The sequence below is a fragment of the Kribbella sp. NPDC050470 genome, from assembly GCF_044458365.1.
Lineage (GTDB): Bacteria > Actinomycetota > Actinomycetes > Propionibacteriales > Kribbellaceae > Kribbella.
Window position 1 is genome coordinate 533,627 of the sequence record NZ_JBITHV010000008.1, and the last position, 23,026, is coordinate 556,652.

Here is a 23,026-nt window from a genome sequence, read left to right on the forward strand (position 1 = left end):
TGTCAGGCGACGCCGACCAGGACGCGCTCGGGGGTTGGGGCGTCGGCGAGGAGGGTGAAGAAGTGGGTGGCGGCGTCGGGGAGGCGGAGGAGGCCGGCCTCGTGGGACTGCCAGCCGAAGAGCAGCTCGCCGTCGATGGTGCGCTCGTCGAACGGTACGGCGTACCGGCTGAGCGTCACGCGGGTCGGGCCGGTCTGCGGGTGGTGGTCGCCGCAGCCGCACTCGGCGGCGATGGTGATCGCGGTCAGCGCGTCAGGGGAGAAGCGGCTGAGCCGGAGCGTGGTGCCGCGCGCGGTGAACCGGGCGATCGATGCGTCAGGCAACTGTACGAGCAGCTCGACCGGGACGGCGTGCGAGCCGGGCAGCAGCCGGAGGCCGCGGGACGCGAGCAGGTCGGCGAAGGCCGGGAGATTCATGTGCGGAAGATCCTGTGAGTGCTGGTGTCGGCGGGCGGGCCACGGAAAGGACAGGGCCTCGTGCGCCGGAGACGGCGCGCGTCAGCGACAACAGCAACAACACAGCATCTGCATGCCGAAGATCATGGCAGAGCCCCGGTCCGATGCCAAACACCGTCCGCCATCTGGGACAACTGTCCGTGATGTGTCAACCAGCCTGCGGGCCGGGTCAGTCGGCCTTCTTGCCGAACATGATCTCGTCCCAGCTGGGGACGCTGGCGCGCTTGTTGTTACGGCGGGCCGGCTTCTTCTTGGGCTCGGCCTGGGTCTCTTCCGCAGTCGCGGTGACCGGCTCAGGCGCAGCCTCGGGCTCAGGCTCCGGCTCTGCCGGTGGCGGAGTGGGCTCTTCGACAACCGGCGCGGCCTCGCGGTCCTCGACCGGAGGTGGCGTACGACGCTCCTCCGGCGGCGCCAGCGAGGCGGCCTCGACGGGGAGCTCGGTCGGGCGCTCGACAGCGCGCACCGCAGGGCGCAGCGTCGGCGGCTGCTCGATCGGTACGTCGATCAGCGTCGGCTCGGTGTCCGGATCCGGAACCGAGTGCACCCGGCGCGGACCACTCTCGCGGGCCGTGGTCTCGCGCCTGGTCTCACGCACGGTCTCGCGCACCGGCTCACGGGAAACCGGCTGGTTTCTGCGCGGCAGGCTGACCGTGTCCTCGAAGCCCGCCTCGTAGCTGTCGGCGCCGTGGTCGGGCGCGATGGACATGTCGATGTCGGCGACCGCCGCGAGCCGGCGCTCACCGGGCTGCGGCTGCACGGGCGGCGGCGCTACCTGCGCCTGCTCGCCGACCAGCCAGCGGGCCTCGTCGTCGTCCGGGACCGCGTACCGCCCGGGGGCGTCGTACGCGAACATTGCGGTCTTCTCGTCCTTCTGCTCGGCCTCGTCGGCGCTCTCGACGAAGTACGAGACGCGGACCGCCCAGCGGCCGTCGTCGCGCCGCCACGCGTCCCACTCGGCCGAGGCCGGGTCGACCTGGCGGGTGCGCAGCCGCTCGGTCACCCACGCGCCCAGGTTGCGGGTCGGGGCGTCGCCGCCGCCGCGGCGCCGGACGGACGCGCGCTGCGCGAGGCTCGCGATGTGGTCCCGCTCGGCCAGGACCGGACCGGCGAACGCCATCACACGTTCCATCGGCATCTGGGCGACCGCAGCGACCGCCTCGGGACTTTCGCCGGCGCGGATACGAGCCTGGATGTCTCGTGGGCGCAGCGCGCTCTCCATTTGAATCTCCAGCTGGCCGAGTCGGGCACGGTCGCCGCGCAGGGCCGCACGCAACCGGTCGTCGACCGGGACGGCGAACTCCTCACCCGTCTCTGCCATCGCCAGGATGAGCTGCTTGCCATCCTGACTCAGACCGACGAGCCTCGCCTCGCGCATTGCCTTTGTTCTCCTGTGCGGTTCTCGACAGTCTCTCCCGGGACGTGCTGCCTGACCAAGACCGGCGCGCCGTGCCGCGCGGTCATTGTGGAGGTTACGTCACGAAATCACATCTTGCCTGCTCACAAGGGTCCTTGTGATCACACCAGTCACATTAGTCACAACACGGTGTGACCGCGACTCGCTTCAGCCGCCGAAGGCCGAACGGACCGCCAGCGCGCGGGTCAGATCGTCGACGCCGTCGCCGACGGATCGCCGGATTCCGGCCGCGACGGAGTCGTCCGCGACCAGGTCCGACGCCCGCGCCACGACCTGCTGCTCGACGGCGTAGCGGGGGAACGCGAGCTTCGCGCTCTGGGCGACAACCCAGCCCGACCGCAGCTTCTCGGTGCCACCGATCTCGGCGAAGAACCGGTCCACGTACGGCGCGGTCAGCTCGACCTGACCCGGATGCCAGAAGCCCTCGCACGCGGCGTACAGCTCGTAGTTCGCGACGTCGGCGTCGGTCGTGATCAGCGCCCAGGCCTGCTCCTTGGCTTCCGCCGTCGGCAGCGCGGCCCGGCACCGGGTCGCGTGCACGATGCCTTCCGACGACGTGTCGCGCTCGAGCTCGGCGTCGATGTCGGCCGGCGCGGCGGCGCCGAGGCGGGCGAGCTGGAGCAGGACGGTCCACCGCAGGTCGGCGTCCATCGCGAGCCCCTCCGGCACGCCCGCGCCGATGAGCCAGCCCTTGAGTACGTCGACCTCCTCGGTGAATCGCACGTACCCGCGGGCCACCGACAGCTGCAGGCTGCTGCCGGCCGGCGCCGTACGCAGCCGTGCCGCGAGAGCCTCGGCCAACCGGCCGCGGTACGGCTCGTAGGGCAGGTAGATGCCGAGCAGGTGGGTGTTGGCCCAGCCGACCATCGTGGAGACCGCGATGTCGCTGGTCTCGTCCGGCAGCATCCCGGCGAGCACGTCGAACCCGAGCTTCGGGTCGAGCTCCGCGTCGGCGACCGCGTCCCGGATGCTGTTCAGTACGACGGCCCGGGTCACGCCGTCGTCGATCTTCGGCAGTACGGCAGGCAGGTTCGCCAGGCTGTCCGCGTCGAGCCGGATCTTGGCCCAGGTGTCGTCCGCGGCGTCCGGGATCACGACCGCGACTGACGGGTCGAGCGCGACCGCCACCTCGTCCGCGTCCAGCAGTACGGCGACCGCCGTACTGCGGCCGTCGGCGTCGTACCCGCCGACGGTCAGCTTGTGCGGGCGCTCGGCCGGGAACTCGGCCGGCGCGACCCGGCGCAGCACGATGCCCGACTCGGTCCGCGCGGCGCTGATCGTGTCCAGGCCGGGGGTGCGCAGCCAGTTCCGGGCCCAGGTGTCGAGGTCGGTCGCGCCGGCCTCGGTCCACTTGGCGACCAGGTCGGCGAAGGTCGCGTTGGCGAACTCGTTCGACCGGATGTGCGCGCCGACGCCGGCCAGGAAGACGTCGTCACCCAGGTAGGCGGCCAGCTGCTTGAGGACCGCGGCGCCCTTGGCGTAGGAGATGCCGTCGAAGTCGTCGAGCGAGGCGAGGGCGTCCTTGACCGGGTCGGCCGCGACCGGGTGCGTCGACGAGCGCTGGTCGGCCTGCAGTCCCCACCACTTCCGGGTGAAGGCGAAGTCGATCCAGTTGTCGGTGTACCGGGTCGCGTCGGTCGACACCCGGTGCGCCATGTACTCGGCGAACGACTCGTTCAGCCAGAGGTCGTTCCACCACTCCATCGTGACGATGTCGCCGAACCACTGGTGCGCCATCTCGTGCACGACGGTCCGGGCCCGGTTGCTGCGCTCGCCGTCCGTCACGGCCGAGCGGAACACCATCTGGTCGCGGAAGGTCACGCAGCCCGGGTTCTCCATCGCGCCGGCGTTGAACTCCGGCACGAAGGCCTGGTGGTACTCGCCGAACGGGTACCGGTAGCCGAACATCCGGTGGTACTCGTCGAAGGACTGCTTGGTGACGGTGAAGATGTCCTCGGCCTCCCGCTCCAGCGCCTCCTTGAGCGACTGCCGGGCGACCACGCTGAGCGGGATCCCGTCGTGGGAGTCGGTGAGCTGGTGGTACGGCCCGGCCACCACGGTGACGAAGTACGTCGACAGCGGCGGCGTCTGGGCCAGCTCCCACCGACCGGGGGAGACCTGGGTGGCCGCGCCGTTCCCGAGCACGAGCCACTCGGCCGGCGCGGTGACCTTCATCCGGTACGGCGCCTTGAGGTCGGGCTGGTCGAAGCACGCGAAGATCCGGGGCGCGGCGTCCAGGAACGACATCGCGTAGGTGTAGGCGAGTCCGTCCGCGGCGTCGACCGCGCGGTGCAGCCCCTCACCGTCGTGGGAGTACAGCATCGTGGCCACCACGACGAGCTCGTTCTCCGGCTGCAGCCCGGTCAGCTCGAGCCGGCCGTCGGTCAGCCCGGCGACGTCGACGGCCGTGCCGTTCAGGGTCACCGAGACGAGCTCGTCCGGTTTCACGTCCACCCACGTCGTCGTGCTGGTGGCGGCGAAGCTGATCGTGGTGGTCGATCCGAACGTCCGCTCGCCCTGGGTCAGGTCGAGGTCGACGTCGTACGAGTGGACGGAGAGTGCGGCGGCCCGGGTACGGGCGCCGGCGACGGTGAGACTCGGCATGCCGGCAACTCTATGCGGTTACTACGCTGAACCCATGACCGATATGGAGTACCGGCAGCTGGGTGACTCGGGTCTCACGGTGAGTGTGGTGGGACTGGGTTGCAACAACTTCGGGCGGCGGCTGGACGCGACCGGGACGGACGCGGTGGTGAACGCCGCGGTGGACGCCGGGATCACGCTGTTCGACACCGCGGACATCTACCACGGTGAGCACGGCTACAGCGAGGAGCTGCTCGGCAAGGCGCTCGGCAGCCGCCGCGACGAGGTCGTGATCGCGACCAAGTTCGGCGGTGACATGCAGGGCGTGAACGGCCCGGACTGGGGTGTCCGCGGCTCCCGCCGGTACATCCGCAAGGCGGTCGAGTCGAGCCTGCAGCGGCTCGGCACCGACTGGATCGACCTCTACCAGCTGCACTTCCCGGACCCGGTCACCCCGATCGAGGAGACCCTCGCGGCGCTCTCCGAACTCGTTGCCGAGGGCAAGGTCCGGTACCTCGGCAGCTCCCAGTTCGCGGCCTGGCAGGTGGTCGACGCCGACTGGGTCGCCAAGTCCGCCGGCCTGGAGCACTTCATCAGCGCGCAGAACCAGTACTCCCTGCTCGAGCGCGACGTCGAGGACGAGCTGGCCCCGGCCTGCGAGCACCTCGGGATCGGCATCCTGCCGTTCTTCCCGCTCGCGGCGGGCCTGCTCACCGGCAAGTACAAGCGTGGCGAGGAAGCACCCGAGGGCAGCCGGCTGGCGACCCAGCCGGAGCGCCTGGCCCGCGCCGACTTCGACAAGATCGAGGCGCTCGAGACCTTCGCGGCCGAGCGCGACCTGACCATGATCGACGTCGCCATCGGCGGGCTCGCGGCGCAGCCCGCGGTCGCATCGGTGATCGCCGGAGCGACCACGCCGGAGCAGATCCAGCAGAACGTCGCGGCCGGCCTGTGGGACCCGACCGCCGCCGACCTGGCCGCCCTGGACGACCTGACGTGACAGTGTTGAATGCCGCGCCTCCGGCGCGGGTGTCACGGGGCTCTGACTCCCGTCCTTCCCTCGTCACTCCAGTCGCTTCGCTCCCTCCGCTCCTCAGTCCAGGACGGGAGGCCCCATGACACTCATCCTGCTGCCGCCGTCGGAGGGCAAGACCGGGCGGACTCGCGGCCGTGCCGTCGACCACGCGTCGCTGTCCTTCCCGGAACTCAATCCCGTCCGCGAGCAGGTCCTCGAGGCGCTGGCGAAGGTCTCCGCCTCGTCCGACGCGTACGACGTACTCGGTGTCGGCGCATCGCTCCAGCACGAGGTCGACCGGAACACCCGGTGGCGGACGGAACCGGCCGTGCCGGTCTCGGAGCTGTACTCCGGGGTCCTGTACGACGCACTCGGCTACGCGACGTTGTCCCCCGGCAGCAAGCGCCGGGCCGGCAACCGGCTGCTCGTCGTGTCGGCCGCGTGGGGCGCACTGCGGATGGCTGACCGCGTACCGCCGTACCGGCTGTCCATGGGTACGACGCTGCCCGGCCTCGGACCGCTGGCGTCGGTGTGGCGCGAGCCGCTGGCCACGGCACTCGCGGACGCTGACGGCGTGATCGTGGACTGCCGCTCGTCCACGTACGTGGCTGCCTGGCGACCCACTGGCGATCAGGCCGCGAAGTGGGTCGCGGTGAACGTGGTCCGGGAGCGCAACGGCGTCCGCTCGGTCGTCTCGCACAACGCCAAGCACACCCGTGGCCTGGTCGCCCGTCACCTGCTCGAGTCCGGCAAGGACCCCGGCACACCGAAGGCCCTGCACAAACTGGTGAGCGAGCACTGGAACGCAGAGCTCGACCGGAGCGGCGCCGGCTGGACTCTGACCGTGGTGGAATGAGACCAGCCAGGCGCTGGGCCCTAGTCGAAGTCGGACTTTCTGATGATGGCGTGGACGCCGGTGGTGCGGTCGACGACTTGGGAGATCTCGAAGTCGGCGGCGGCTGAGAGGTAGGCGTAGCCCGTCGCCCGGTCCATGCCCTGGTCGGTTTCGAGGAAGTCGAGAGCGTTGACGACCGCGCGGCGCATGGCGACGTTCAGGTCGCTGCCCTGACCGTTCTGGCTGCCGTCCGGGTCCGACAGGCCGATCGGGACCCAGGCGTCCGGCGTTTCCGCGAACGGGTACCGGAACGCCACCGACGGTGCGTCGCCGGACCCTGGCTTGCACACCGTCAGCCGGAAGGTCGCCCGCAGCGAGCCCTCCAAGGCCGTGAGCGCGACCTCGCCGTTGCCCATCGCGAAATGTGGGTCGCCGACGTGGAACAGCGCGCCGTCGGCGAACACCGGCAGATAGAACGCGGACCGGACGGCCAGCAGGTTGATGTCGATGTTGCCGCCGCCGAGAGTCGGCGGAATCGAGTTCAGCTCCGGGGCTGTCGGCGACGCCGAACCGGCGAACGCGACACCCATCAATCCCATGAACGGCTGCAGCGGGAAGGTCACCGCACGTCGCGTGCCGCGTGACATCACCCCGCGCCCACCACGGATCGGCGTGAACACCGAGACATTCCCGTAGCGGGTCGGGTCGCCGGTCGCCCGGCCGTCGGCCGCCACCGGCGGCATGATCTCGTCGAGCGTGATGCCGGCCGGAACACCGCCGCCGGCCGGCCGGGGGAGGGCGCCTTTCCCGTGCCGGCTGGACACCACGCCGTACGGGACGCGCGGGAGCATCGTCAGCATCTCGACCTTGAGGACGTCGCCAGGTTTCGCGTCCTTGACGAAGATCGGACCGGTGACGACATGCGGCCCGTCGACGTCGAAGTTCCGCGTGGTCCGGTCGTAGTGGCGGGCGATCGCGACGGCGTCGTCCAGGACCGACGACCTGGTGACGCCGTGCTGGGCGAAGTACTCGACCGGGTTCCGGCCCTGGTCCTCGAGGATGCCCTCGTGGGAGACGGTGTCGACGGTGACGGTCTCACCTGACCGCACGCGCAGTACCGGGTCGCTGTCGAGCGACGGAACGTACCCCCACCGGACCTGGTCGGGCATCGACCGCAGGTAGTGACGGCCGTGGATCGGTCCCTTGCCCGGCTGTAACACCTCCCGCGGTACGGCAGCTTGCGCGGGACCCGCCGTACTCGCCGAGGCGGCGACACCGGCGGCGCTGACGGCCGCGCTCGCGCGCAGGAAGTCCCGGCGGCCGAGGCCGGAGCGGAGCAGAGCGGCGGCCTGTTCACCAATGGTTGCCATCGACAGTCTCCTCACTTGGATGGTGTCGTCTGTATACCGGTACGGCATTTCGGCACCGTGAAGCCTTGTAACCAGGGGATGTCGACGGGCGCTGGAGACGATGCCGGCCGGCTTCGAACCTGCCTGAGCGCGAGCGTTCACCGTCGTTTCATCAGTGAGTGGTTTCTTACAGCGCGTGATCGGGGAAGGCTGAGGGTAGCACGTCAGGGGGGACCCGCCCGACCCTTCGGAGGCCTGACTGATGCGACGTTTCACCACCTTCGTCATGACTGCCGTTGCCGCGGTGACGGCATGGACTCTGGGTACCGGCCCCGCGCAGGCCTACCCACCAACGCCGCCGTCAGCCAGTACGGCGGCGACGCAGCTCGCCGGTCTCACGGTCAAGGCCGAGGGTTCGACGACCGGCTACAGCCGGGACCTCTTCCCGCACTGGATCACCCAGTCGGGGACCTGCGACACCCGCGACCAGGTGCTCAAGCGCGACGGCTCCGGCGTCACGGTCGACAGCCAGTGCGAGCCGACCGTCGGCCAGTGGTACAGCGTGTACGACGCAGTCTGGGTGACCGACGACTCGTCGGTCGACATCGACCACATCGTGCCGCTGGCCGAGGCGTGGAAGTCCGGCGCCAACACGTGGAGCACCTCGCGCCGGCAGCAGTTCGCCAACGACCTGACCATCGCGCAGCTGATCGCGGTGTCGGCGTCGAGCAACCGCTCGAAGGGCGACCGGGACCCGTCGGTCTGGAAGCCGCCGAACACCTCGGTGCACTGCATCTACGCCCGGGAGTGGATCTGGGTGAAGCACACCTACGGCCTGTCGCTGCAGTCCGCGGAGAAGACCGCGCTCCAGCAGATGCTCGGCACCTGCTGATTCAGTCCTCGAGCAGATGGCGGCGCTGGGCGTGGATCCCGGCCTGGAACCTGGTCCGCGCACCCAGCGTCTCCATCAGCTCCGCGACCCGACGGCCGACCGTGCGGCTGCTCAGCCCGAGCTGACGGGCGATCGCGTCGTCCTTGAACCCAGCGGCGAGCAGCGTCATCAGCCGCGCGTCGAGCGGGTCCGTCGTAGCCGGGGGCACCACGGGAACCGCCTGGTCCCACAACAGCGTGAACATCTCGATCAGCGCGTCCAGCAGCGCACACGGGTGTACGACGAGCGCGGTGTCGACCAACTGGTCGACCGACAGCGGCAGCAGCGCGATCTTGCGGTCGAACACGGCCAGCTTCATCGGGACCTGCGGATGCACGCGTGACGTCTCGCCGGCATCTGCCGCGCTGTACGCCTCGTCCACGCCGCCCGGCACGTCGAGGGAGTCGGGGTCGTAAATGCCCCGGACAACCACCCCGTCGCTGAGCAGCCCGCGAACCCGCGGATCGGACTCACCCGGCCGGGACGCGTACGGCGGCCGGTCGAGCACGAGCAACTGCTCCCGCGTCCCGTTCAGCAACTGCGCGAACCGGGCAGCGATCGCCTCCTGGCCGACGATCACCTCGACCAGGTTCTCCGGCCGGTGCTGCTCCTGCGCCCGCAGCTCCGACAGCAAGACCCGGGCCTCGGCGCGCACCCGGTCCAGCTCCGCACGCCGTACGGCGACCAGCGCGTCGACGGCCACGTCCGGGCGGGTCGGCAGCAGTCGGGGCGGATCGTCGGCAGTGGTGGTCAGCAGCCCGGCCGCCTCGAGCCGCTCGACCGTCGCGACGACGTCCTTCTCGTCCCGGTCGAGACGTTTGACGAACTCGGTCAGCTCGCATCCCGGTGCAGCCAGCAGGGCCCGATAGGCCTCTTCGTCCGCCGGCTCCACCCCCAGCGACTCCAGCATCATCCCTCCCGCGCGACCGGACCCCGGACAGGCTATCTCGTCGGCCGGATGCTGTGGATTCGTTTTCACGTGATTGGCGACTTCGCGCCATGTCCGACATACGTCAGCAATGTCAGTGGTGCGAGCGACCCCCGAATGGGGTACGACTAGCTGAGCAGGGCGCGCGCGGACCGGACAGGGGACGCCCGGTCAAGCCTCAACGCGCGCGCCCGCGCCTTTCCTGCTCTTCATCCGCAGGTAGGCCCGCCAGATCCGCCGCTGCAGCAGCAGCGTGATCACCCCGGCCACCGTCATCCCGACGAGGTTGATCCCGAGCTGCGCTGCCGCGCCGCCGATGTGGTGCGGAGCCCACAACGCGATCGACAACGCGAGGTCGCCCGCCGCCGGCACCGTGGTCACCGAGATGAACACTCCGACCAGCGCGTTCGACCGCCCGGCCGTCTGCGAGAGCACCCCGGCAGACCCGGCCAGTACGGCGACCACCGCCGACCACTTGTCCGGACGCCAGATGAACCCGGTCAACGGCCGCTCGGCGGTCACGTCCCCGACGTCGATCCAACCGACCGCCCGGGCCAGCAACGCCGCGACGGTGGTGAGCGCGATCGCCAGCAGGAATCCCCAGGCCAGCACCAACGACGCGCGCCGGGCAAGGTGCAGGTCGCGCAGGGCCAGGCCGACGGCGACTGCCGCGACCACGCCGAACTCAGGCCCGACCACCATCGCGCCGACGACCAGGATCGACGAGTCGGTAACCACGGCCACGGCCGCGATCATCGTGGCCAGGGTCAGGAACACGTAGTACACCCAGGAGCCCTTGGCCTCGTTGTAGGCCTGGTCGACGACTGCATCCCAGATCACCGCGTCGTCCGGGGCGCCCGGCGCGGCCTTCTCGGTCAGCCGCGCGTTCCGCGACGGAGCCGCGTCGACCACGGCGACCGCGACCGACCCTTCGTCGTACAGGCCCTGCTGCTTGAGCCAGCTGAGGATGCTCGACGTCGCCTCGCGGGTGACGTCGCAGTCGATCACGTCACCGGCCGGCCGCTGGGCGGCGCCCGGCAGCCGGACGATGCTGGTCACGCGCGGATCGTCGACGAGCGTGTCCAGGACGCGCTCGCTGCGATCCGGTGGGACGATGAGACGAAGGTGCATCACGGGCCAATGCTCCCAGGCCGCCGGTCACCTTCCGGTCACGGCCTGAGCGCCGCTCTGCGCATGCACCCCCGGATGTGGTCCACTGACGCACCGAATCCAGGGAGGCACGATGAGTGAGAGTGCTGGCGCCGCTGCTGCACCCAAGGCCGGTGAGCGCCCCGAGCTGAAACGGGTCATGGGCCCGGGCCTGTTGCTGTTGTTCGTGGTCGGGGACATTCTCGGCACCGGCGTCTACGCGCTGACCGGCAAGGTGGCAGGTGAGGTCGGCGGAGCGGTCTGGCTGCCGTTCCTGTGCGCGTTCATCGTGGCCCTCTTGACCGCGACCAGCTACCTGGAGCTCGTCACCAAGTACCCGCGGGCCGGTGGCGCCGCGGTGTACACGCACAAGGCGTTCGGGATCCACTTCCTCACCTTCCTGCTCACCTTCGCAGTGATGTGCTCCGGCCTCACCTCGGCGTCCAGCGCGTCGAAGGCGTTCGCGGCGAACTTCTTCTCGGCCGCCGACATCGACCCTGAGCGCGGCTCGCTGCTGATGATCACCGCGCTGAGCTTCATGGCGCTGATCGCGCTGGTGAACCTGCGCGGCGTCGGCGAGAGCGTGAAGGCGAACGTCGTGCTGACCTGCGTAGAGCTGTCCGGTCTGCTGATCGTGATCGCGATCGGTGTCTGGGCGATCGGCAGCGGCGACGGCGACACGTCCCGGCTGACCGACTTCAACACCCCGTCGGGTGAGACCGCCTTCGGGTCGGTCACTGCGGCGACCGCGCTGGCGTTCTTCGCGATGGTCGGCTTCGAGGACTCGGTGAACATGGCCGAGGAGACCAAGGACCCGGTCCGGATCTTCCCGAAGATCATGCTGACCGGTCTGTGCATCACCGGTGTCATCTACGTCCTGGTCGCGATCTCGGCGGTCACCCTGGTGTCGCCGGAGGAGCTGAACCAGGGCTCGACGCCGCTGCTGAAGGTCGTCTCGGCCGGCGCCCCGGGCTTCCCGCTCGAGGTGTTCGCCTGGATCACCATGTTCGCGGTCGCCAACTCGGCGCTGATCAACATGCTGATGGCGAGCCGGCTGCTCTACGGCATGGCGCACGAGCAGGTCCTGCCGGGCCCGCTCGGCCGGGTGCTGAACCGGCGCCGCACGCCGTACATCGCCATCCTGTTCACCACGCTGCTGGCGTTCTTCCTGATCGGATACGCCGACCTGGCCGCGCTCGGTGGTACGACGGCGCTCCTGCTGCTGTGCGTGTTCGCGATCGTGAACGTCGCGGTGCTGGTGCTGCGCCGGGACCAGGTGGAGCACAAGCACTTCCAGGCGCCGACCGCGTTGCCGGTGCTGGGCGTCGTGCTGTGCGTGTACCTGGCCAGCCCGCTGTCCGGGCGGGCCTCGGCGGACTACAAGATCGCCGGCTGGCTGATGCTGATCGGCGTCGGGCTGTGGGCGCTCACCTGGCTGCTGAACAAGTACGTGTTCAAGCGGCACGCCGAGTTCGACCCGAGCCATATCGACCCGAGTGGTCCGGTGAACTGACCGGCAGCAGCGCTGCCACCACGACAGTGCCCAGGGCCGTGAGCCCGGTGGCCACGGCGATCCAGCCCAGTGCGGCGTAGCCCGTGCCGGCGTCGATCGCCAAGCCGCCGAGCCACGGCCCTGCGGTGATCCCGACGTTGAACGCGGAGAAGTTCGTCGCGGTCGCCAGCGTGGGGGCGTCACCGGCCAGGCTGAAGACCCGGGCGTTGAGGGCCGGGTTGGTCGCGAAGCCGAAGCCACCGAGCAGCACGATGACCGCGATCGCGACCACGGGACTGGTCGCGGTGAGCGTGAGGACCGCGGACAGGATGCTGAGACCGGCGATGCCGGTGAACAGAGTGTGGAAGGGCAGTGCGTCCGCGGTCCGGCCGCCGAGCGTGATGCCGACGAACGAGCCCAGGCCGTAGAGGGCGAGGACGGCGGGCACGGCTTCCGGGGGCAGCCCGGTGGTCTGGATCAGCAAGGGAGCGAGGTAGCTGAACACCACCAGGATGCTCGACGTGACGAGTGCGGTGGTGCAGAACGCCAGCCACAGCCGGGAGTTGGCGAGTGCCCGGAGTTCGTTGCGGAGTCGAGGGATCTGCTCGGGCGTGGGGCGTCCGGCCGGGATCGTGGCGAGTACGCCGGCCATCGCCAGGACGCACAGTCCGGCCACGGTCCAGAACGCCGTACGCCAGCCGAGATGCTGGCCCATGACCGTGCCTGCCGGGAGTCCGACGATCGTGGCGACGGTGAGGCCGCCAGTGACGACGCTCATCGCCCGGGCGCGCGTGTTCGCCGGGACGAGCGCGACCACGGTGACGGCCGCGACCGACCAGAAGCCGGCGTAGACGAAGGCGCCGACGATCCGGGTCGCGAGCAGTACGGCGTAGTTCGGGGTGAGCGCACCCGCCACGTGGGTCAGCGCGAACACGGCCAGGAAGAGCAGGAGCGCCGTACGGCGGGACCAGGTGAGCGTGACGACGGCGAGGACCGGGGCGCCGACCAGCATGCCGACGGCGAACGCGGAGATGAGCAGACCTGCTTGCGGGATGGAGATGTCGAGGTCTGCTGACAGCTCAGGCAACAGTCCGGCGAGCATGAGCTCGGACGTGCCCTGAGCGAAGATGCTCAGGCCAAGGACGTAGACGGCTACCGGCATCACGTTCCCCCACCCTCGACTGCAACCCGGAGTATCGCAAAGATCACCGTCCGCTGTCGCCGCGCCTGCCACAGACTGAGACTTGGGTGGATACGGCATCGTTGAGACATGAGCTTCCAGACGCCAGCTCGACGGACCGGACGGAGTGTCGACACGGCCCGGATCGGCGGCGGCCTGAGGCTGCTCGTGCTGCTGGTCGGGCTGATGTGGCTGTGCGAGATCGTCGACACCGCGCTGAACGGCTCGCTCGATCAGTACGGGATCATCTCGCGCGATCCGGAAGGCCTGCTCGGGGTCGTGACCGCGCCGTTCCTGCACCTCGGCTTCGGCCACCTGATCTCGAACACGCTGCCGCTGGTGACACTGGGCGCGCTGATCGCGCTCAGCGGTGCGACCCGGCTGTTCGCGGTCACTGCGATCGTCACCGTGATCGGCGGATTCGGCACCTGGCTGGTGTCACCGCCGAACACGATCACCATCGGCGCAAGCGGGCTGGTCTTCGGGTTCGCGGCGTACCTGATCGCGCGCGGGATCTTCAACCGCCGGCTGAGTCAGGTGCTCGTCGGCGTACTGGTGGTGCTGGTCTGGGGGAGTGCGCTGCTCGGCGGCCTGCTGCCGCAGGACGGCATCTCCTGGCAGGGTCACCTGTTCGGCGCGATCGCCGGCGTTCTGGCCGCCTGGATCCTCGCGGACGACCGGCCCAAACGCGTCACCTAGCCGAGGGTTGCGGGGTCGGTGTTGGCTCCGCAGACGATCACCACGACCCGCTCGCCGGCCGCGGGTCGGTAGATCCCTGACGCGAGGGCGGCGTACGCGACGGCCGCGCCGTGCTCGACCACGAGGCGATGCTCGCGCCAGAGCTCATTGCGAGCGGCAACGATCGCGTCATCGTCGACGAGCAGTGAGGCGACCCCGTACTGCGTCGCCGCTGCGAAGGCCAGGTCGCCCAGACGGCGGCCGCCCAGTGAGTCGACCGCGACCCCGCCGACCGGAACATCGACCGGCTCGCCGGCTGCCAGTGCGCGGTGAAAGGTCGGTGCGAGCTCGGGCTCGACGCCGATGACACGGGCCTGGTCTCCCAGGGCGGTCGCGATCCCGGCGATCAGCCCGCCGCCGCCGACCGCGACCAGCACGGTGTCGAACCCGCCGACCTGGTCGAGCAGCTCCAGCCCGATCGTGCCCTGCCCGGCGACGACCTCCGGCTGGTCGTAGGCGTGCAGCAGCAGCGCGCCCGACTCGTCTCGCGCCTCCAGGGCCGCCTGGTAGGCCTCGGCGTACTCGTTTCCGACCTGGATGACCTCGGCCTGCAGGGTGTGCAGCCTGGCGACCTTCGCCGCCGGCGTGGTGACCGGGACGAAGATCCGCGCCGGGATCCCGAGCTCACGCGCTGCATAGGCGGCCGCGAGACCGGCATTGCCACCGGAAGCCGCGACCAGACCTGTCCCGGTGAGGTGGCCGTCCTCCTTGGCGGTGAGCAGCCGGTTGAACGCGCCGCGTGGCTTGAACGACCCGGTGTGCTGCAGCAACTCCAGCTTGAAGGTGAGGCCCGGCGCGACCTCGATCACCGGCGTACGGCGGACCCGCCCGGCGATCCGCTCCGCCGCCGCGCGGATGTCCTCGACACTTACCGTCATGCGCCAACCCTGCCACGATGAGGGACATGGGCGCGTATGAGGAAAGCCACCGGCGCAGTCTCGACGATCCGGAAGCGTTCTGGCTGGAGGAGGCCGGCGCGGTCAACTGGACCCGGCCACCGGCGCAGGCCCTCGACGCCACCGGCGCACCGCTCTACCGCTGGTTCCCCGACGGTGAGCTCAACACGTCGTACAACGCGCTCGACCGGCACGTCGAAGCCGGCCACGGCGACCGGACCGCGCTGATCTACGACTCACCGGTCACTGCGACCAAGCGGACCCTGACGTACCAGCAGCTGCGTGACGAGGTTGCAGTCTTCGCCGGGGCGCTCAGGTCTGTGGGCGTCGGGAGGGGCGATCGGGTGATCGTCTACATGCCGATGGTCCCCGAGGCCGCAGTCGCGATGCTCGCGTGTGCGCGGCTCGGCGCGATCCACTCGGTGGTCTTCGGCGGCTTCGCCCCGAAGGAGCTGGCGGCCCGGATCGACGATGCCGAGCCGAAGGTGATCGTCGCCGCGTCCTGCGGGATCGAGCCGACCCGCGTGGTCGAGTACAAGCCGATCATTGACGCCGCCCTCGAGCTCACCCGGCACCAGCCGGAGCGCACGATCGTGCTGCAGCGCGAGGCCGCGCTCGCGAAGCTCGGCGACCGCAACCTGGACTGGTCCGAGCTCACCGCCGGCGCCGAGCCCGCCGACCCGGTGCCGGTCGCCGCGACCGATCCGCTCTACATCCTCTACACGTCTGGTACGACGGGGAAGCCGAAGGGCGTGGTCCGCGACAACGGCGGCCATGCCGTCGCACTGTCCTGGTCGATGCGCGCGGTCTACGACATCGGCCCGGGTGACGTGTGGTGGACGGCCTCCGACGTCGGCTGGGTCGTCGGCCACTCCTACATCGTCTACGCGCCGCTGCTGGTCGGCGCCACGACCGTGCTCTACGAGGGGAAACCGGTCGGTACCCCGGATGCAGGCGCGTTCTGGCGGGTCATCTCCGAGCACGGCGCGAAGGCGTTGTTCACCGCGCCGACCGCGTTCCGTGCGATCAAGCGGCTCGATCCGGAGGCGCTGGAGCTGGGGAAGTACGACCTGCAGGGCTTCCGGACGCTGTTCCTCGCCGGTGAGCGGCTGGACCCGGAGACCTACCACTGGGCGCACGAGCATCTCGGCGTACCGGTCGTGGACCACTGGTGGCAGACCGAGACCGGCTGGCCGATCGCCGCCAACCCGCGTGGTCTCGAGCCGTTGCCGACCAAGCCCGGGTCGGCGACCGTCCCGATGCCCGGCTGGAACCTGCAGATCCTGGACGCCGTCGGCAACCAGCTGCCGGCCGGCGAGGAGGGCGCGATCGCGATCAAGCTGCCGCTGCCGCCGGGTGCGTTGCCGACGCTGTGGGGTGACGATCAGCGCTACATCGACAACTACCTGAGCCGGTACGACGGCTACTACCTGACCGGCGACTCCGGCTACCTCGACGACGACGGCTACATCTTCGTGATGGGCCGCACCGACGACGTCATCAACGTCGCCGGACACCGGTTGTCGACCGGCAGCATGGAGGCCGTGCTGGCCGCGCATCCGGCGGTGGCCGAGTGCGCGGTGATCGGAGTGCAGGACGCGTTGAAGGGCCAGCTTCCGCGTGGCCTCGTCGTACTGAAGGCCGGTGCGGACATCCCCGAGGAGGTCCTGCAGGAGGAGCTGGTGGCCGCGGTACGGCGGGACATCGGGCCGGTGGCCGCGTTCCGGGACGTATCGGTGGTGGACGCGCTGCCGAAGACCCGGTCGGGGAAGATCCTTCGCAAGACCATGCGCGGCATCGCCGACGGCCGGGACGAACCGATCCCGTCGACGATCGAGGATCCCGCCGTACTCGAAGCCCTACGACCCATCCTGCGCAGCCAGGAACCGTAGGACCGCCGGTCCGGCGACTTCATGGAACTCGTGGAAGTACGCGTGCCGGGCACCCTCGATCAGCTCGGCACGCGCTCGCGGGATGCGGTCGGCCAGCAGTTGCGCGTTGGCGGCCGGGCTGAAGACGTCGTCGGACCCGTGCAGGATCAGCGTCGGTGAGGTGATGCCCGGCAGGCCGTCCCACGCGTCGTGCCTGTTGCTCGCGACCAGGTGCCGCGCCCTCGCGTATGACGGCATGCTCGCGTCACCGAGCACGGGATGTGGGCCTGGATTCGCCGCCAGCCAGCCCGGCGTATACATCAGCTCGAGCAACACCCGCTCGGCCTTCGCGGAGTCGGCCAGCGCACGGCGGATCTCCTGGCTTCGCTCGTACCCGTGCGCCGCACCCGGCGACGTACACCCGAGGACCAGCCCCTTCACCCGATCGGGGTGGTTGATGGCGACCCACTGCGCGACCCGCCCACCCATCGACGTGCCGTAGAGGTGCACCGCAGCCAGCCCGAGATCGTCCAGCACTGCGACGACGTCCTCGGCGAATCCGGGAGTGCTGTAGACCTCGTCCGGCTTGTCGCTGTCGCCGGTGCCACGCCAGTCCAGCGTGACGGTCTGGTACGACGCTTCGAAGTCGGCGCGAACCGGGTCCCACCAGGTGTGGTTGTTGGACTGGCCGGCCAGCAGGACGAGCGGTTGCCCGGCGCCCCGGACCTGGTAGGCGATCCGCTGACCATCGGCTGTTGTTGCGTGCGGCACGGGAGCAGTCTGCCGGATTCGGTGGCGAGTTAGGCTCGGGGTATGCGAGTGGTGATTGCGGGTGGACACGGGCAGATCGCGCTGCGGCTGACCAAGCTGCTGGCCGGCGACGGGCACGAGGTGGTCGGTCTGGTGCGCAACCCCGACCATGAAGCCGACATCACCGCCGCCGGCGGGCAGGCCGCCGTACTGGATCTCGAGCAGGTCGACGCGGCCGCAGTCGCCGAGGTGCTCGCCGGGGCCGACGTGGCGATCTTCGCCGCCGGCGCGGGGCCGGGCAGCGGGAAGGCGCGCAAGGACACCGTCGATCGCGGGGCCGCGGCGCTGTTCGCGGACGCGGCCGAGCAGGCCGGCGTCCGGCGGCACATCCAGGTCGGCTCGATGGGCGCCGACCGGGCCGACTCGCTGACCGACGACGAGGTGTTCACCGTCTACCTCAAGGCCAAGTGGGCCGCCGAGGAGAACCTGCGCCGCCGCGACCTCGACTGGACCATCCTGCGCCCGGGCGGTCTGACCGACGACCCAGGCACCGGCCTGGTCCGGCTCGAGGACAAGACCGGCAACGGCCGGATCAGCCGCGACGACGTGGCCCTCGTGCTGGCCGGCCTCTGCGACACCCCGGCCGCGATCGGCCGGACCCTCGAACTCGTCGCCGGCCAGACCCCGGCGGCCGAGGCACTGAAGAACCTCTGACGTTGCCACAAGCAACAGAATGTGACGGTTATGGGCGACACTCTCCGGCAGGTGCACTTCGAGCGCCTGGCCAACAGCAGCTACGAGGTCCGCAACGCCCGGGGCGGCAGCATCCGGGTCGGGTCGGGCGGCGAGGACACCGACTTCACCCCGGTCGAGCTGCTGCTCGCGGCGATCGGCACCTGCTCGGCGATCGACGTCGACATCGTGGTCAGCCGCCGGGCCGAGCCGACCGAGTTCACGGCGGTCGTCCGCGGTGACAAGGTCCGCGACCCCGAGGAGGGCAACCGGATGGAGAACCTCGCGGTCGAGTTCACCATCCGCTTCCCGGAGGGTGAGGACGGCGACAAGGCGCGGGAGGCGCTGCCGCGCGCGGTGAAGATGTCGCACGACCGGCTCTGCACGGTCAGCCGCACGGTCGAGCTCGGCGCGCCGGTCACCACGACGGTCGACGAGACGGTCTGAGCGGGCCGGCCTGGGCCGGCCGGCTCTACGCGGGCCGGCCTGGGCGGGCCGGCTCTACGCGGGCCGGTCCAGGCGTGACGGGCCTGGGGCGAGGAACTCAGCGACCGGCCGCAGCCGGGTGGTGAGCAGCTTCTGGGTGCGCTCGCCAGCCAGCCGGACATCCGACGGCGGGCCAGGGGTGAAGGGCAGCGACTGCGGGTCGAGGCCGTCCCGGGCCGCGATCATCCGGCCGAGCTCGAGACGGTTGACGGCTTGCGGTCCGGCCACGTGCGCCGGACCCTGCACGTCGGACTCGAGTAGCTCGAGCAGCGCGGTCGCCAGGTCGGTCACGTGCACCGGGCAGCGGATGTTCCCGGTGTACAGGGCACCCGGTCCGCCGGCGGCCAACGCGTGCACGAGGCGTTCCGTCGACGACTTCCCGTCGTACCCGATGATCAGGGAGGTCCGGGCGATGACGGCTGCCGGATCGATCGCCCGGACGGCTGTCTCGGCGGCGGCTTTCGCAGCGCCGTACGGCGTGACCGGGCACGGGCTCGCGTCCTCGTCGTACGGCTGATCGCCGCCGCCGAAGACCACGTCGGTCGAGACGAAGACGAGTCGTGTGCCCCGCGCGGCGAGTGCGACGTTGGCCGGACCGTCCGCGGTCGTCACCCAGTCCGACTGCAGGAACGCGGCGTGGATGATGCCGTCCGGCCGGACCTTGCGGATGACGTCGTCGACCTCACCCCGATCCCGGACATCCATCCGGACCCCACCCGGCACTGGCTGTCTGTAGTACGCCGGTACCACTTCGTGCTCAGCCACCCGCGCGATCTCGCTCCCCAGTAGCCCACCGGCCCCAGTGACGAGCACCCTCACCCGCTCAGCCTACGCGGAACCGTCGACTCCGGCGTCTGCCGCGGGCCGCGGAGGGGGAGGGTTTGGGAGTAGACGAGGTTGGTGGTCGTGCTGCCGAAGTCGGTCAGTTCGTTGACGAGCTCTTCGAGGTGCGGCATCGAGGCAGCGGCGACCTTGAGGGTGTAGCAGTCCTCGCCGGTGGTGCGCAGGCACTCGAGGATCTCGTGGCGTTCCTTCAGCAGCCGGTGCAGCGGCTCGTGCTTGTTGCCCGGGTACTTCAGCCGTACGACGGCCAGCACCGGGTAGCCCACCTTCGTCAGGTCCACCTCGGCGCGGTACGCGGTGATGATCCCGGCCGACTCCAGCCGGCGGACGCGTTCGGTGGTCGCCGAGGCGCTCAGGTTCACCCGGCGGCCGAGCTCGGTGAGCGAGATCCGGGCGTCGTTCTGCAGCTCGGCCAGGATGGCCCAGTCGGTCGGATCGAGACTCTCGGTCATACCGCGAGAATACCGGCGATTCCCCGGCCGAAGCCGTCGTACGCCGGGAGGATTCTCTTCAGAACCGGGCTTGCGGCTGGCTAGCCTGATGGGCGTGGAACTCGGTGTGAACGTCCCCAACTTCGGCCCCGGCACGAACCCGGCCCGGCTGCGCGACTGGGCCCGCACGGTCGAAGGCCTCGGCTACGACCTGCTGATGGTCTCCGATCATGTGGCGATCACGCCCGACGTGGCCGAGCAGTACCCGGCGCCGTTCTTCGACCCGTTCACCACGTTGAGCTGGCTGGCCGGCGTCACCGAGCGGGTCCGGCTCGGCACCACCGTGCTGATCGCGCCGTACCGGCACCCGTTGCTGGTGGCAAGGATGGCGGCGAACCTCGACCAGCTCAGCGGCGGCCGGTTCGTCCTCGGCGTCGGCGTCGGCTGGGCCCGGCAGGAGTTCGAGGCGCTCGGTGCGGATTTCGAAGCACGCGGCCGGGTGACCGATCAGACGCTGGTGGAGATCCGGCGAGCCTGGGAGAACGACAAGGACTACGGCGGCGGCTCGATCCCGATCTGGATCGGCGGCCGAAGTACGGCGGGCATGCGCCGCACGGTCCGGTACGGCGACGCCTGGCACCCGCTGCGGGAACGGCTCGACTGGATGCGCACGGCACTGGACCGCCTGCGCGCGATCGCCGCCGAGGAGGAGCGCCCGGTGCCAGACTTCGCGCCCCGGATCCTGCTCCGGCTGACCCCGTCACCGCTGCCCGACGACGAGCGGGTCGCTGGTGAGGGCTCACTCGACCAGGTGCTCGCCGACCTCGACGCACTCCGTGAGCTCGGCGCGCGGAGCGTCGTACTGGACCCCTTCATCGGCGATCCTGCCGAGAGCGAGCGGCCCGAAGTGGCCTGGCAGGCGCTGGCGACGATCGCCGCGCACCGACGACAGGAGAACACGTGACCCCCGAAGCAGAAGGCTTCCTGCGCCGCGCGATCGAGCTGGCTGCGGCGGCCCGGCGATCCGGCAACCCGCCGTTCGGGTCGCTGCTGGTCGGCCCGGACGGGACGGTGCTCGCCGAGGAGCAGAACTCGACCATCACCGACGGCGACATCAGCTTCCACCCGGAGCTGAAGCTGGCGGTGTGGGCGGCCCGCGAGCTGGATCCGGGGACGGCCGCGGGGACGACCATGTACACGAGTTGCCAGCCGTGCGAGATGTGCTCGGGTGCGCTGGCGCGGTCCGGGCTCGGCCGGGTGGTCTACGCGTTGTCCGGTGAGCAACTCAACGGACTCAAGTCCACCGGCGGTTTCCCCGCCGTACCGCTCGAGGGTCCGGCGCTGTACGACGAGGCGAAGGTGCCGGTCGACGGGTACTACCCGTAGACCGGCACCCACACGTCGATCAGATCGGGCCGAGGCAGAGCGTGTAGCGCTGCGAGCCGACCTCGGAGGTGTACGCCGCCTCGTAGCCGGGGAACTGCTCGCACTTGGTGTCGTCGACGGTGTCGTCGAGCTTGCCGACGACCTTGTACTCCGCCTCGGACGACGCGCAATCGACGACCTCGACGTCCGGGGTCGTCGAGGTGCCCTTGTTCACCACGCAGGACCCGACCGTGGCCTCGGACGCGGTGGTGATGCTCAGCTGGATCGCCACGAACGCGACGATCAGCGCGATCGGGAGCAGCAGCATCGCGATCGCCGGGCGCTGCGGCAGCGGCTTGCCCGGGTTCATCGGCCGGCCCGGGGCGCCGGGGGCCGGCTCGGGGAGCTTGCGGAACTTCGACCACGGCTCGAGGTTCATCAGCATCGTGATCGGGTTGACGATCATCGAGCCGATACCCCACCAGCCCTGCCACAGGCTCTTCGAGGTCATGTCCCGGACGGTCGCGATCCCGCAGGTCCGGCAGAACGGGCCCTGCAGCTTCAGGAGCCGCATCACCACGATCATGCCCTGGTGCCCGCGCACCGTCGCCTGCACGGCGGGGAACCCACCACAGAACCGGCACTGCACCGCACCTTGCTGCATCGGCTGACCCTGCTGCTGGAACTGGCCCTGCTGCGGGAACGGCTGCTGGTGCGGCGGCTGCTGGTACTGCTGAGGCTGCTGCGGCGGGCCCTGGGTGTACTGCGGGAACTGCTCCGGCGGCGGACCGTAGCCACCCGGCTGGTTGGGGTACGGGTTCTGCGGGGGCTGCGGAGGGGATGTGGTCACGGACGCTTCCTGAAAGACGATGGCGGAACAAGACGAACCACCGCACCTTACTCACCCCAGTGGTCCACTTCGGCCCGCGATGTGAAACGGTGCCGCCATGCTCACCATCGGCCCGCTGGAACCCGCGGATCGCCCCGCCTGGCAGCAGTTGTTTGCCGGGTACAACGAGTTCTACGGCCGCACGATGCCGGACGAGTTCTACGATCAGGCCTGGACCAGATTCCGCCAGGACACCGAGATCCACGCTCTCGGCGCGCGGCTCAACGGGCAACTGGTCGGCATCACGCACTTCCTCACCCACGCCAGCACGACAGCGCCCGACTCCTGCTACCTGCAAGACCTCTTCACCGCCCCCGAGGCCCGCGGCCAGGGCGCGGCCCGCGCGTTGATCGCGGCCGTCACCGACTGGGCGCGAGCGCGCGGCTGCGGCCGTGTCTACTGGTCCACCCACGAGTCGAACGCGACCGCCCGCCGCCTCTACGACCAGGTCGCCGAAAACCGCGGCTTCATCCTGTACGGTGTCCCGCTCTAGCTGGCTGTGGGTCGAGTCAAGTCTGGTGATGGCACGCGTGAGGTTGCTCCGCCCGCGGGTTGGGTGGATGTTCGCGGTTGTGTTTTGGCCGGGAGGGTTTCGTGGGGGGTCGGGTGCCCGAAAGCGCCCATGCTGACGTATGCGACCTGACGTCTTGGGTGTCTGGTCATCTGGCGTCGTGCGGGCTGCTGTGATGGGGCG

Annotated in this window: 23 protein-coding genes; 11 read left to right on the top strand and 12 right to left on the bottom strand. The window is 70.1% G+C overall.

The features are described from left to right. Nucleotides 1-2: 2 nt before the first annotated feature. From ACIBGM_RS26710 to pepN, 3 genes are all read right to left on the bottom strand, one after another. On the bottom strand, nucleotides 3-416 hold the full coding sequence (locus ACIBGM_RS26710) for a hypothetical protein (RefSeq protein ID WP_396387049.1): 414 nt from the start codon (nucleotides 414-416) through the stop codon (nucleotides 3-5). 208 nt (nucleotides 417-624) lie between these two features. Then, nucleotides 625-1,830, bottom strand: coding sequence for a septation protein SepH (sepH, locus tag ACIBGM_RS26715; protein WP_396387050.1), 1,206 nt, complete (start codon nucleotides 1,828-1,830; stop codon nucleotides 625-627). A 186-nt stretch (nucleotides 1,831-2,016) separates the two neighbouring features. Next, nucleotides 2,017-4,473: an aminopeptidase N gene (gene pepN, locus ACIBGM_RS26720; RefSeq protein WP_396387051.1), complete on the bottom strand. Its 2,457-nt coding sequence runs from the start codon at nucleotides 4,471-4,473 to the stop codon at nucleotides 2,017-2,019. Between the two features lie 34 nt (nucleotides 4,474-4,507). Here pepN and ACIBGM_RS26725 point away from each other — a divergent pair, with 34 nt between their 5' ends. Then, complete coding sequence (locus tag ACIBGM_RS26725; RefSeq protein ID WP_396387052.1) at nucleotides 4,508-5,452, top strand: aldo/keto reductase; 945 nt, start codon at nucleotides 4,508-4,510, stop codon at nucleotides 5,450-5,452. Nucleotides 5,453-5,567: 115 nt separating this feature from the next. Further along, nucleotides 5,568-6,323 carry a YaaA family protein gene (locus ACIBGM_RS26730; protein WP_396387053.1) on the top strand — a complete coding sequence of 252 codons (756 nt, stop codon included), beginning with the start codon at nucleotides 5,568-5,570 and terminating at the stop codon, nucleotides 6,321-6,323. Nucleotides 6,324-6,343: 20 nt separating this feature from the next. Here the strand turns inward: ACIBGM_RS26730 and ACIBGM_RS26735 are convergent, their stop codons facing one another. Next, entirely contained in the window at nucleotides 6,344-7,672 is a 1,329-nt protein-coding gene (locus ACIBGM_RS26735) for an acetamidase/formamidase family protein (protein ID WP_360534727.1), read from the bottom strand. A gap of 241 nt (nucleotides 7,673-7,913) precedes the next feature. Here ACIBGM_RS26735 and ACIBGM_RS26740 point away from each other — a divergent pair, with 241 nt between their 5' ends. Beyond that, complete coding sequence (locus ACIBGM_RS26740; RefSeq protein ID WP_396387054.1) at nucleotides 7,914-8,543, top strand: HNH endonuclease family protein; 630 nt, start codon at nucleotides 7,914-7,916, stop codon at nucleotides 8,541-8,543. 1 nt (nucleotide 8,544) lies between these two features. Here the strand turns inward: ACIBGM_RS26740 and ACIBGM_RS26745 are convergent, their stop codons facing one another. Both ACIBGM_RS26745 and ACIBGM_RS26750 read right to left on the bottom strand, forming a co-directional pair. Further along, complete coding sequence (locus ACIBGM_RS26745) at nucleotides 8,545-9,492, bottom strand: LuxR C-terminal-related transcriptional regulator (protein WP_360534723.1); 948 nt, start codon at nucleotides 9,490-9,492, stop codon at nucleotides 8,545-8,547. Between the two features lie 189 nt (nucleotides 9,493-9,681). Continuing rightward, the gene (locus tag ACIBGM_RS26750) at nucleotides 9,682-10,641 is read right to left on the bottom strand and encodes a DUF389 domain-containing protein (protein WP_396387071.1); all 960 of its coding nucleotides are present in this window, start codon (nucleotides 10,639-10,641) and stop codon (nucleotides 9,682-9,684) included. 112 nt (nucleotides 10,642-10,753) lie between these two features. Here ACIBGM_RS26750 and ACIBGM_RS26755 point away from each other — a divergent pair, with 112 nt between their 5' ends. Next, nucleotides 10,754-12,172, top strand: a complete 1,419-nt coding sequence (locus tag ACIBGM_RS26755) for an APC family permease (RefSeq protein WP_396387055.1) — start codon at nucleotides 10,754-10,756, stop codon at nucleotides 12,170-12,172. Here ACIBGM_RS26755 and ACIBGM_RS26760 read toward each other — a convergent pair. Next, nucleotides 12,114-13,313 carry a Cmx/CmrA family chloramphenicol efflux MFS transporter gene (locus ACIBGM_RS26760; RefSeq protein WP_360534719.1) on the bottom strand — a complete coding sequence of 400 codons (1,200 nt, stop codon included), beginning with the start codon at nucleotides 13,311-13,313 and terminating at the stop codon, nucleotides 12,114-12,116. The two genes, ACIBGM_RS26755 and ACIBGM_RS26760, sit on opposite strands and share 59 nt — an antisense overlap. A 108-nt stretch (nucleotides 13,314-13,421) precedes the next feature. Between ACIBGM_RS26760 and ACIBGM_RS26765 the strand changes: the two genes are divergently transcribed. Further along, nucleotides 13,422-14,030 (top strand): rhomboid family intramembrane serine protease, encoded by a 609-nt coding sequence (locus tag ACIBGM_RS26765; protein ID WP_360534717.1) that lies wholly within the window; start codon nucleotides 13,422-13,424, stop codon nucleotides 14,028-14,030. Here ACIBGM_RS26765 and ACIBGM_RS26770 read toward each other — a convergent pair. Then, nucleotides 14,027-14,947 carry a threonine/serine dehydratase gene (locus tag ACIBGM_RS26770; RefSeq protein WP_396387056.1) on the bottom strand — a complete coding sequence of 307 codons (921 nt, stop codon included), beginning with the start codon at nucleotides 14,945-14,947 and terminating at the stop codon, nucleotides 14,027-14,029. The two genes, ACIBGM_RS26765 and ACIBGM_RS26770, sit on opposite strands and share 4 nt — an antisense overlap. Before the next feature lie 26 nt (nucleotides 14,948-14,973). Between ACIBGM_RS26770 and ACIBGM_RS26775 the strand changes: the two genes are divergently transcribed. After that, nucleotides 14,974-16,857, top strand: coding sequence for a propionyl-CoA synthetase (locus tag ACIBGM_RS26775; RefSeq protein ID WP_396387057.1), 1,884 nt, complete (start codon nucleotides 14,974-14,976; stop codon nucleotides 16,855-16,857). Here the strand turns inward: ACIBGM_RS26775 and ACIBGM_RS26780 are convergent. Next, the gene (locus ACIBGM_RS26780) at nucleotides 16,825-17,607 is read right to left on the bottom strand and encodes an alpha/beta fold hydrolase (RefSeq protein WP_396387058.1); all 783 of its coding nucleotides are present in this window, start codon (nucleotides 17,605-17,607) and stop codon (nucleotides 16,825-16,827) included. The two genes, ACIBGM_RS26775 and ACIBGM_RS26780, sit on opposite strands and share 33 nt — an antisense overlap. Nucleotides 17,608-17,649: 42 nt before the next feature. On the opposite strand from ACIBGM_RS26780, the gene ACIBGM_RS26785 reads away from it, so the two are divergent. Both ACIBGM_RS26785 and ACIBGM_RS26790 read left to right on the top strand, forming a co-directional pair. Then, nucleotides 17,650-18,300 carry an SDR family oxidoreductase gene (locus ACIBGM_RS26785; RefSeq protein WP_396387059.1) on the top strand — a complete coding sequence of 217 codons (651 nt, stop codon included), beginning with the start codon at nucleotides 17,650-17,652 and terminating at the stop codon, nucleotides 18,298-18,300. A gap of 30 nt (nucleotides 18,301-18,330) precedes the next feature. Beyond that, a complete protein-coding gene (locus ACIBGM_RS26790) occupies nucleotides 18,331-18,765 on the top strand; it encodes an OsmC family protein (RefSeq protein ID WP_360534707.1) in 435 nt (144 codons plus the stop codon). A 54-nt stretch (nucleotides 18,766-18,819) separates the two neighbouring features. Here ACIBGM_RS26790 and ACIBGM_RS26795 read toward each other — a convergent pair whose 3' ends face one another. Together ACIBGM_RS26795 and ACIBGM_RS26800 are read right to left on the bottom strand one after the other, a co-directional pair. Continuing rightward, on the bottom strand, nucleotides 18,820-19,623 hold the full coding sequence (locus tag ACIBGM_RS26795) for a sugar nucleotide-binding protein (protein ID WP_360534705.1): 804 nt from the start codon (nucleotides 19,621-19,623) through the stop codon (nucleotides 18,820-18,822). Beyond that, nucleotides 19,620-20,099 carry an Lrp/AsnC family transcriptional regulator gene (locus tag ACIBGM_RS26800; protein WP_360534703.1) on the bottom strand — a complete coding sequence of 160 codons (480 nt, stop codon included), beginning with the start codon at nucleotides 20,097-20,099 and terminating at the stop codon, nucleotides 19,620-19,622. The genes ACIBGM_RS26795 and ACIBGM_RS26800 overlap by 4 nt, the downstream gene beginning before the upstream one ends. Before the next feature lie 94 nt (nucleotides 20,100-20,193). Between ACIBGM_RS26800 and ACIBGM_RS26805 the strand changes: the two genes are divergently transcribed. Both ACIBGM_RS26805 and ACIBGM_RS26810 read left to right on the top strand, forming a co-directional pair. Continuing rightward, nucleotides 20,194-21,042, top strand: a complete 849-nt coding sequence (locus ACIBGM_RS26805) for an LLM class flavin-dependent oxidoreductase (RefSeq protein WP_396387060.1) — start codon at nucleotides 20,194-20,196, stop codon at nucleotides 21,040-21,042. Continuing rightward, nucleotides 21,039-21,464, top strand: coding sequence for a nucleoside deaminase (locus tag ACIBGM_RS26810; RefSeq protein ID WP_396387061.1), 426 nt, complete (start codon nucleotides 21,039-21,041; stop codon nucleotides 21,462-21,464). The genes ACIBGM_RS26805 and ACIBGM_RS26810 overlap by 4 nt, the downstream gene beginning before the upstream one ends. Nucleotides 21,465-21,483: 19 nt before the next feature. Here the strand turns inward: ACIBGM_RS26810 and ACIBGM_RS26815 are convergent, their stop codons facing one another. Continuing rightward, the gene (locus tag ACIBGM_RS26815) at nucleotides 21,484-22,293 is read right to left on the bottom strand and encodes a toxin-antitoxin system, toxin component (RefSeq protein ID WP_360534697.1); all 810 of its coding nucleotides are present in this window, start codon (nucleotides 22,291-22,293) and stop codon (nucleotides 21,484-21,486) included. A gap of 97 nt (nucleotides 22,294-22,390) precedes the next feature. Between ACIBGM_RS26815 and ACIBGM_RS26820 the strand changes: the two genes are divergently transcribed. Next, nucleotides 22,391-22,825, top strand: coding sequence for a GNAT family N-acetyltransferase (locus ACIBGM_RS26820; protein ID WP_360534695.1), 435 nt, complete (start codon nucleotides 22,391-22,393; stop codon nucleotides 22,823-22,825). Nucleotides 22,826-23,026 lie beyond the last annotated feature (201 nt).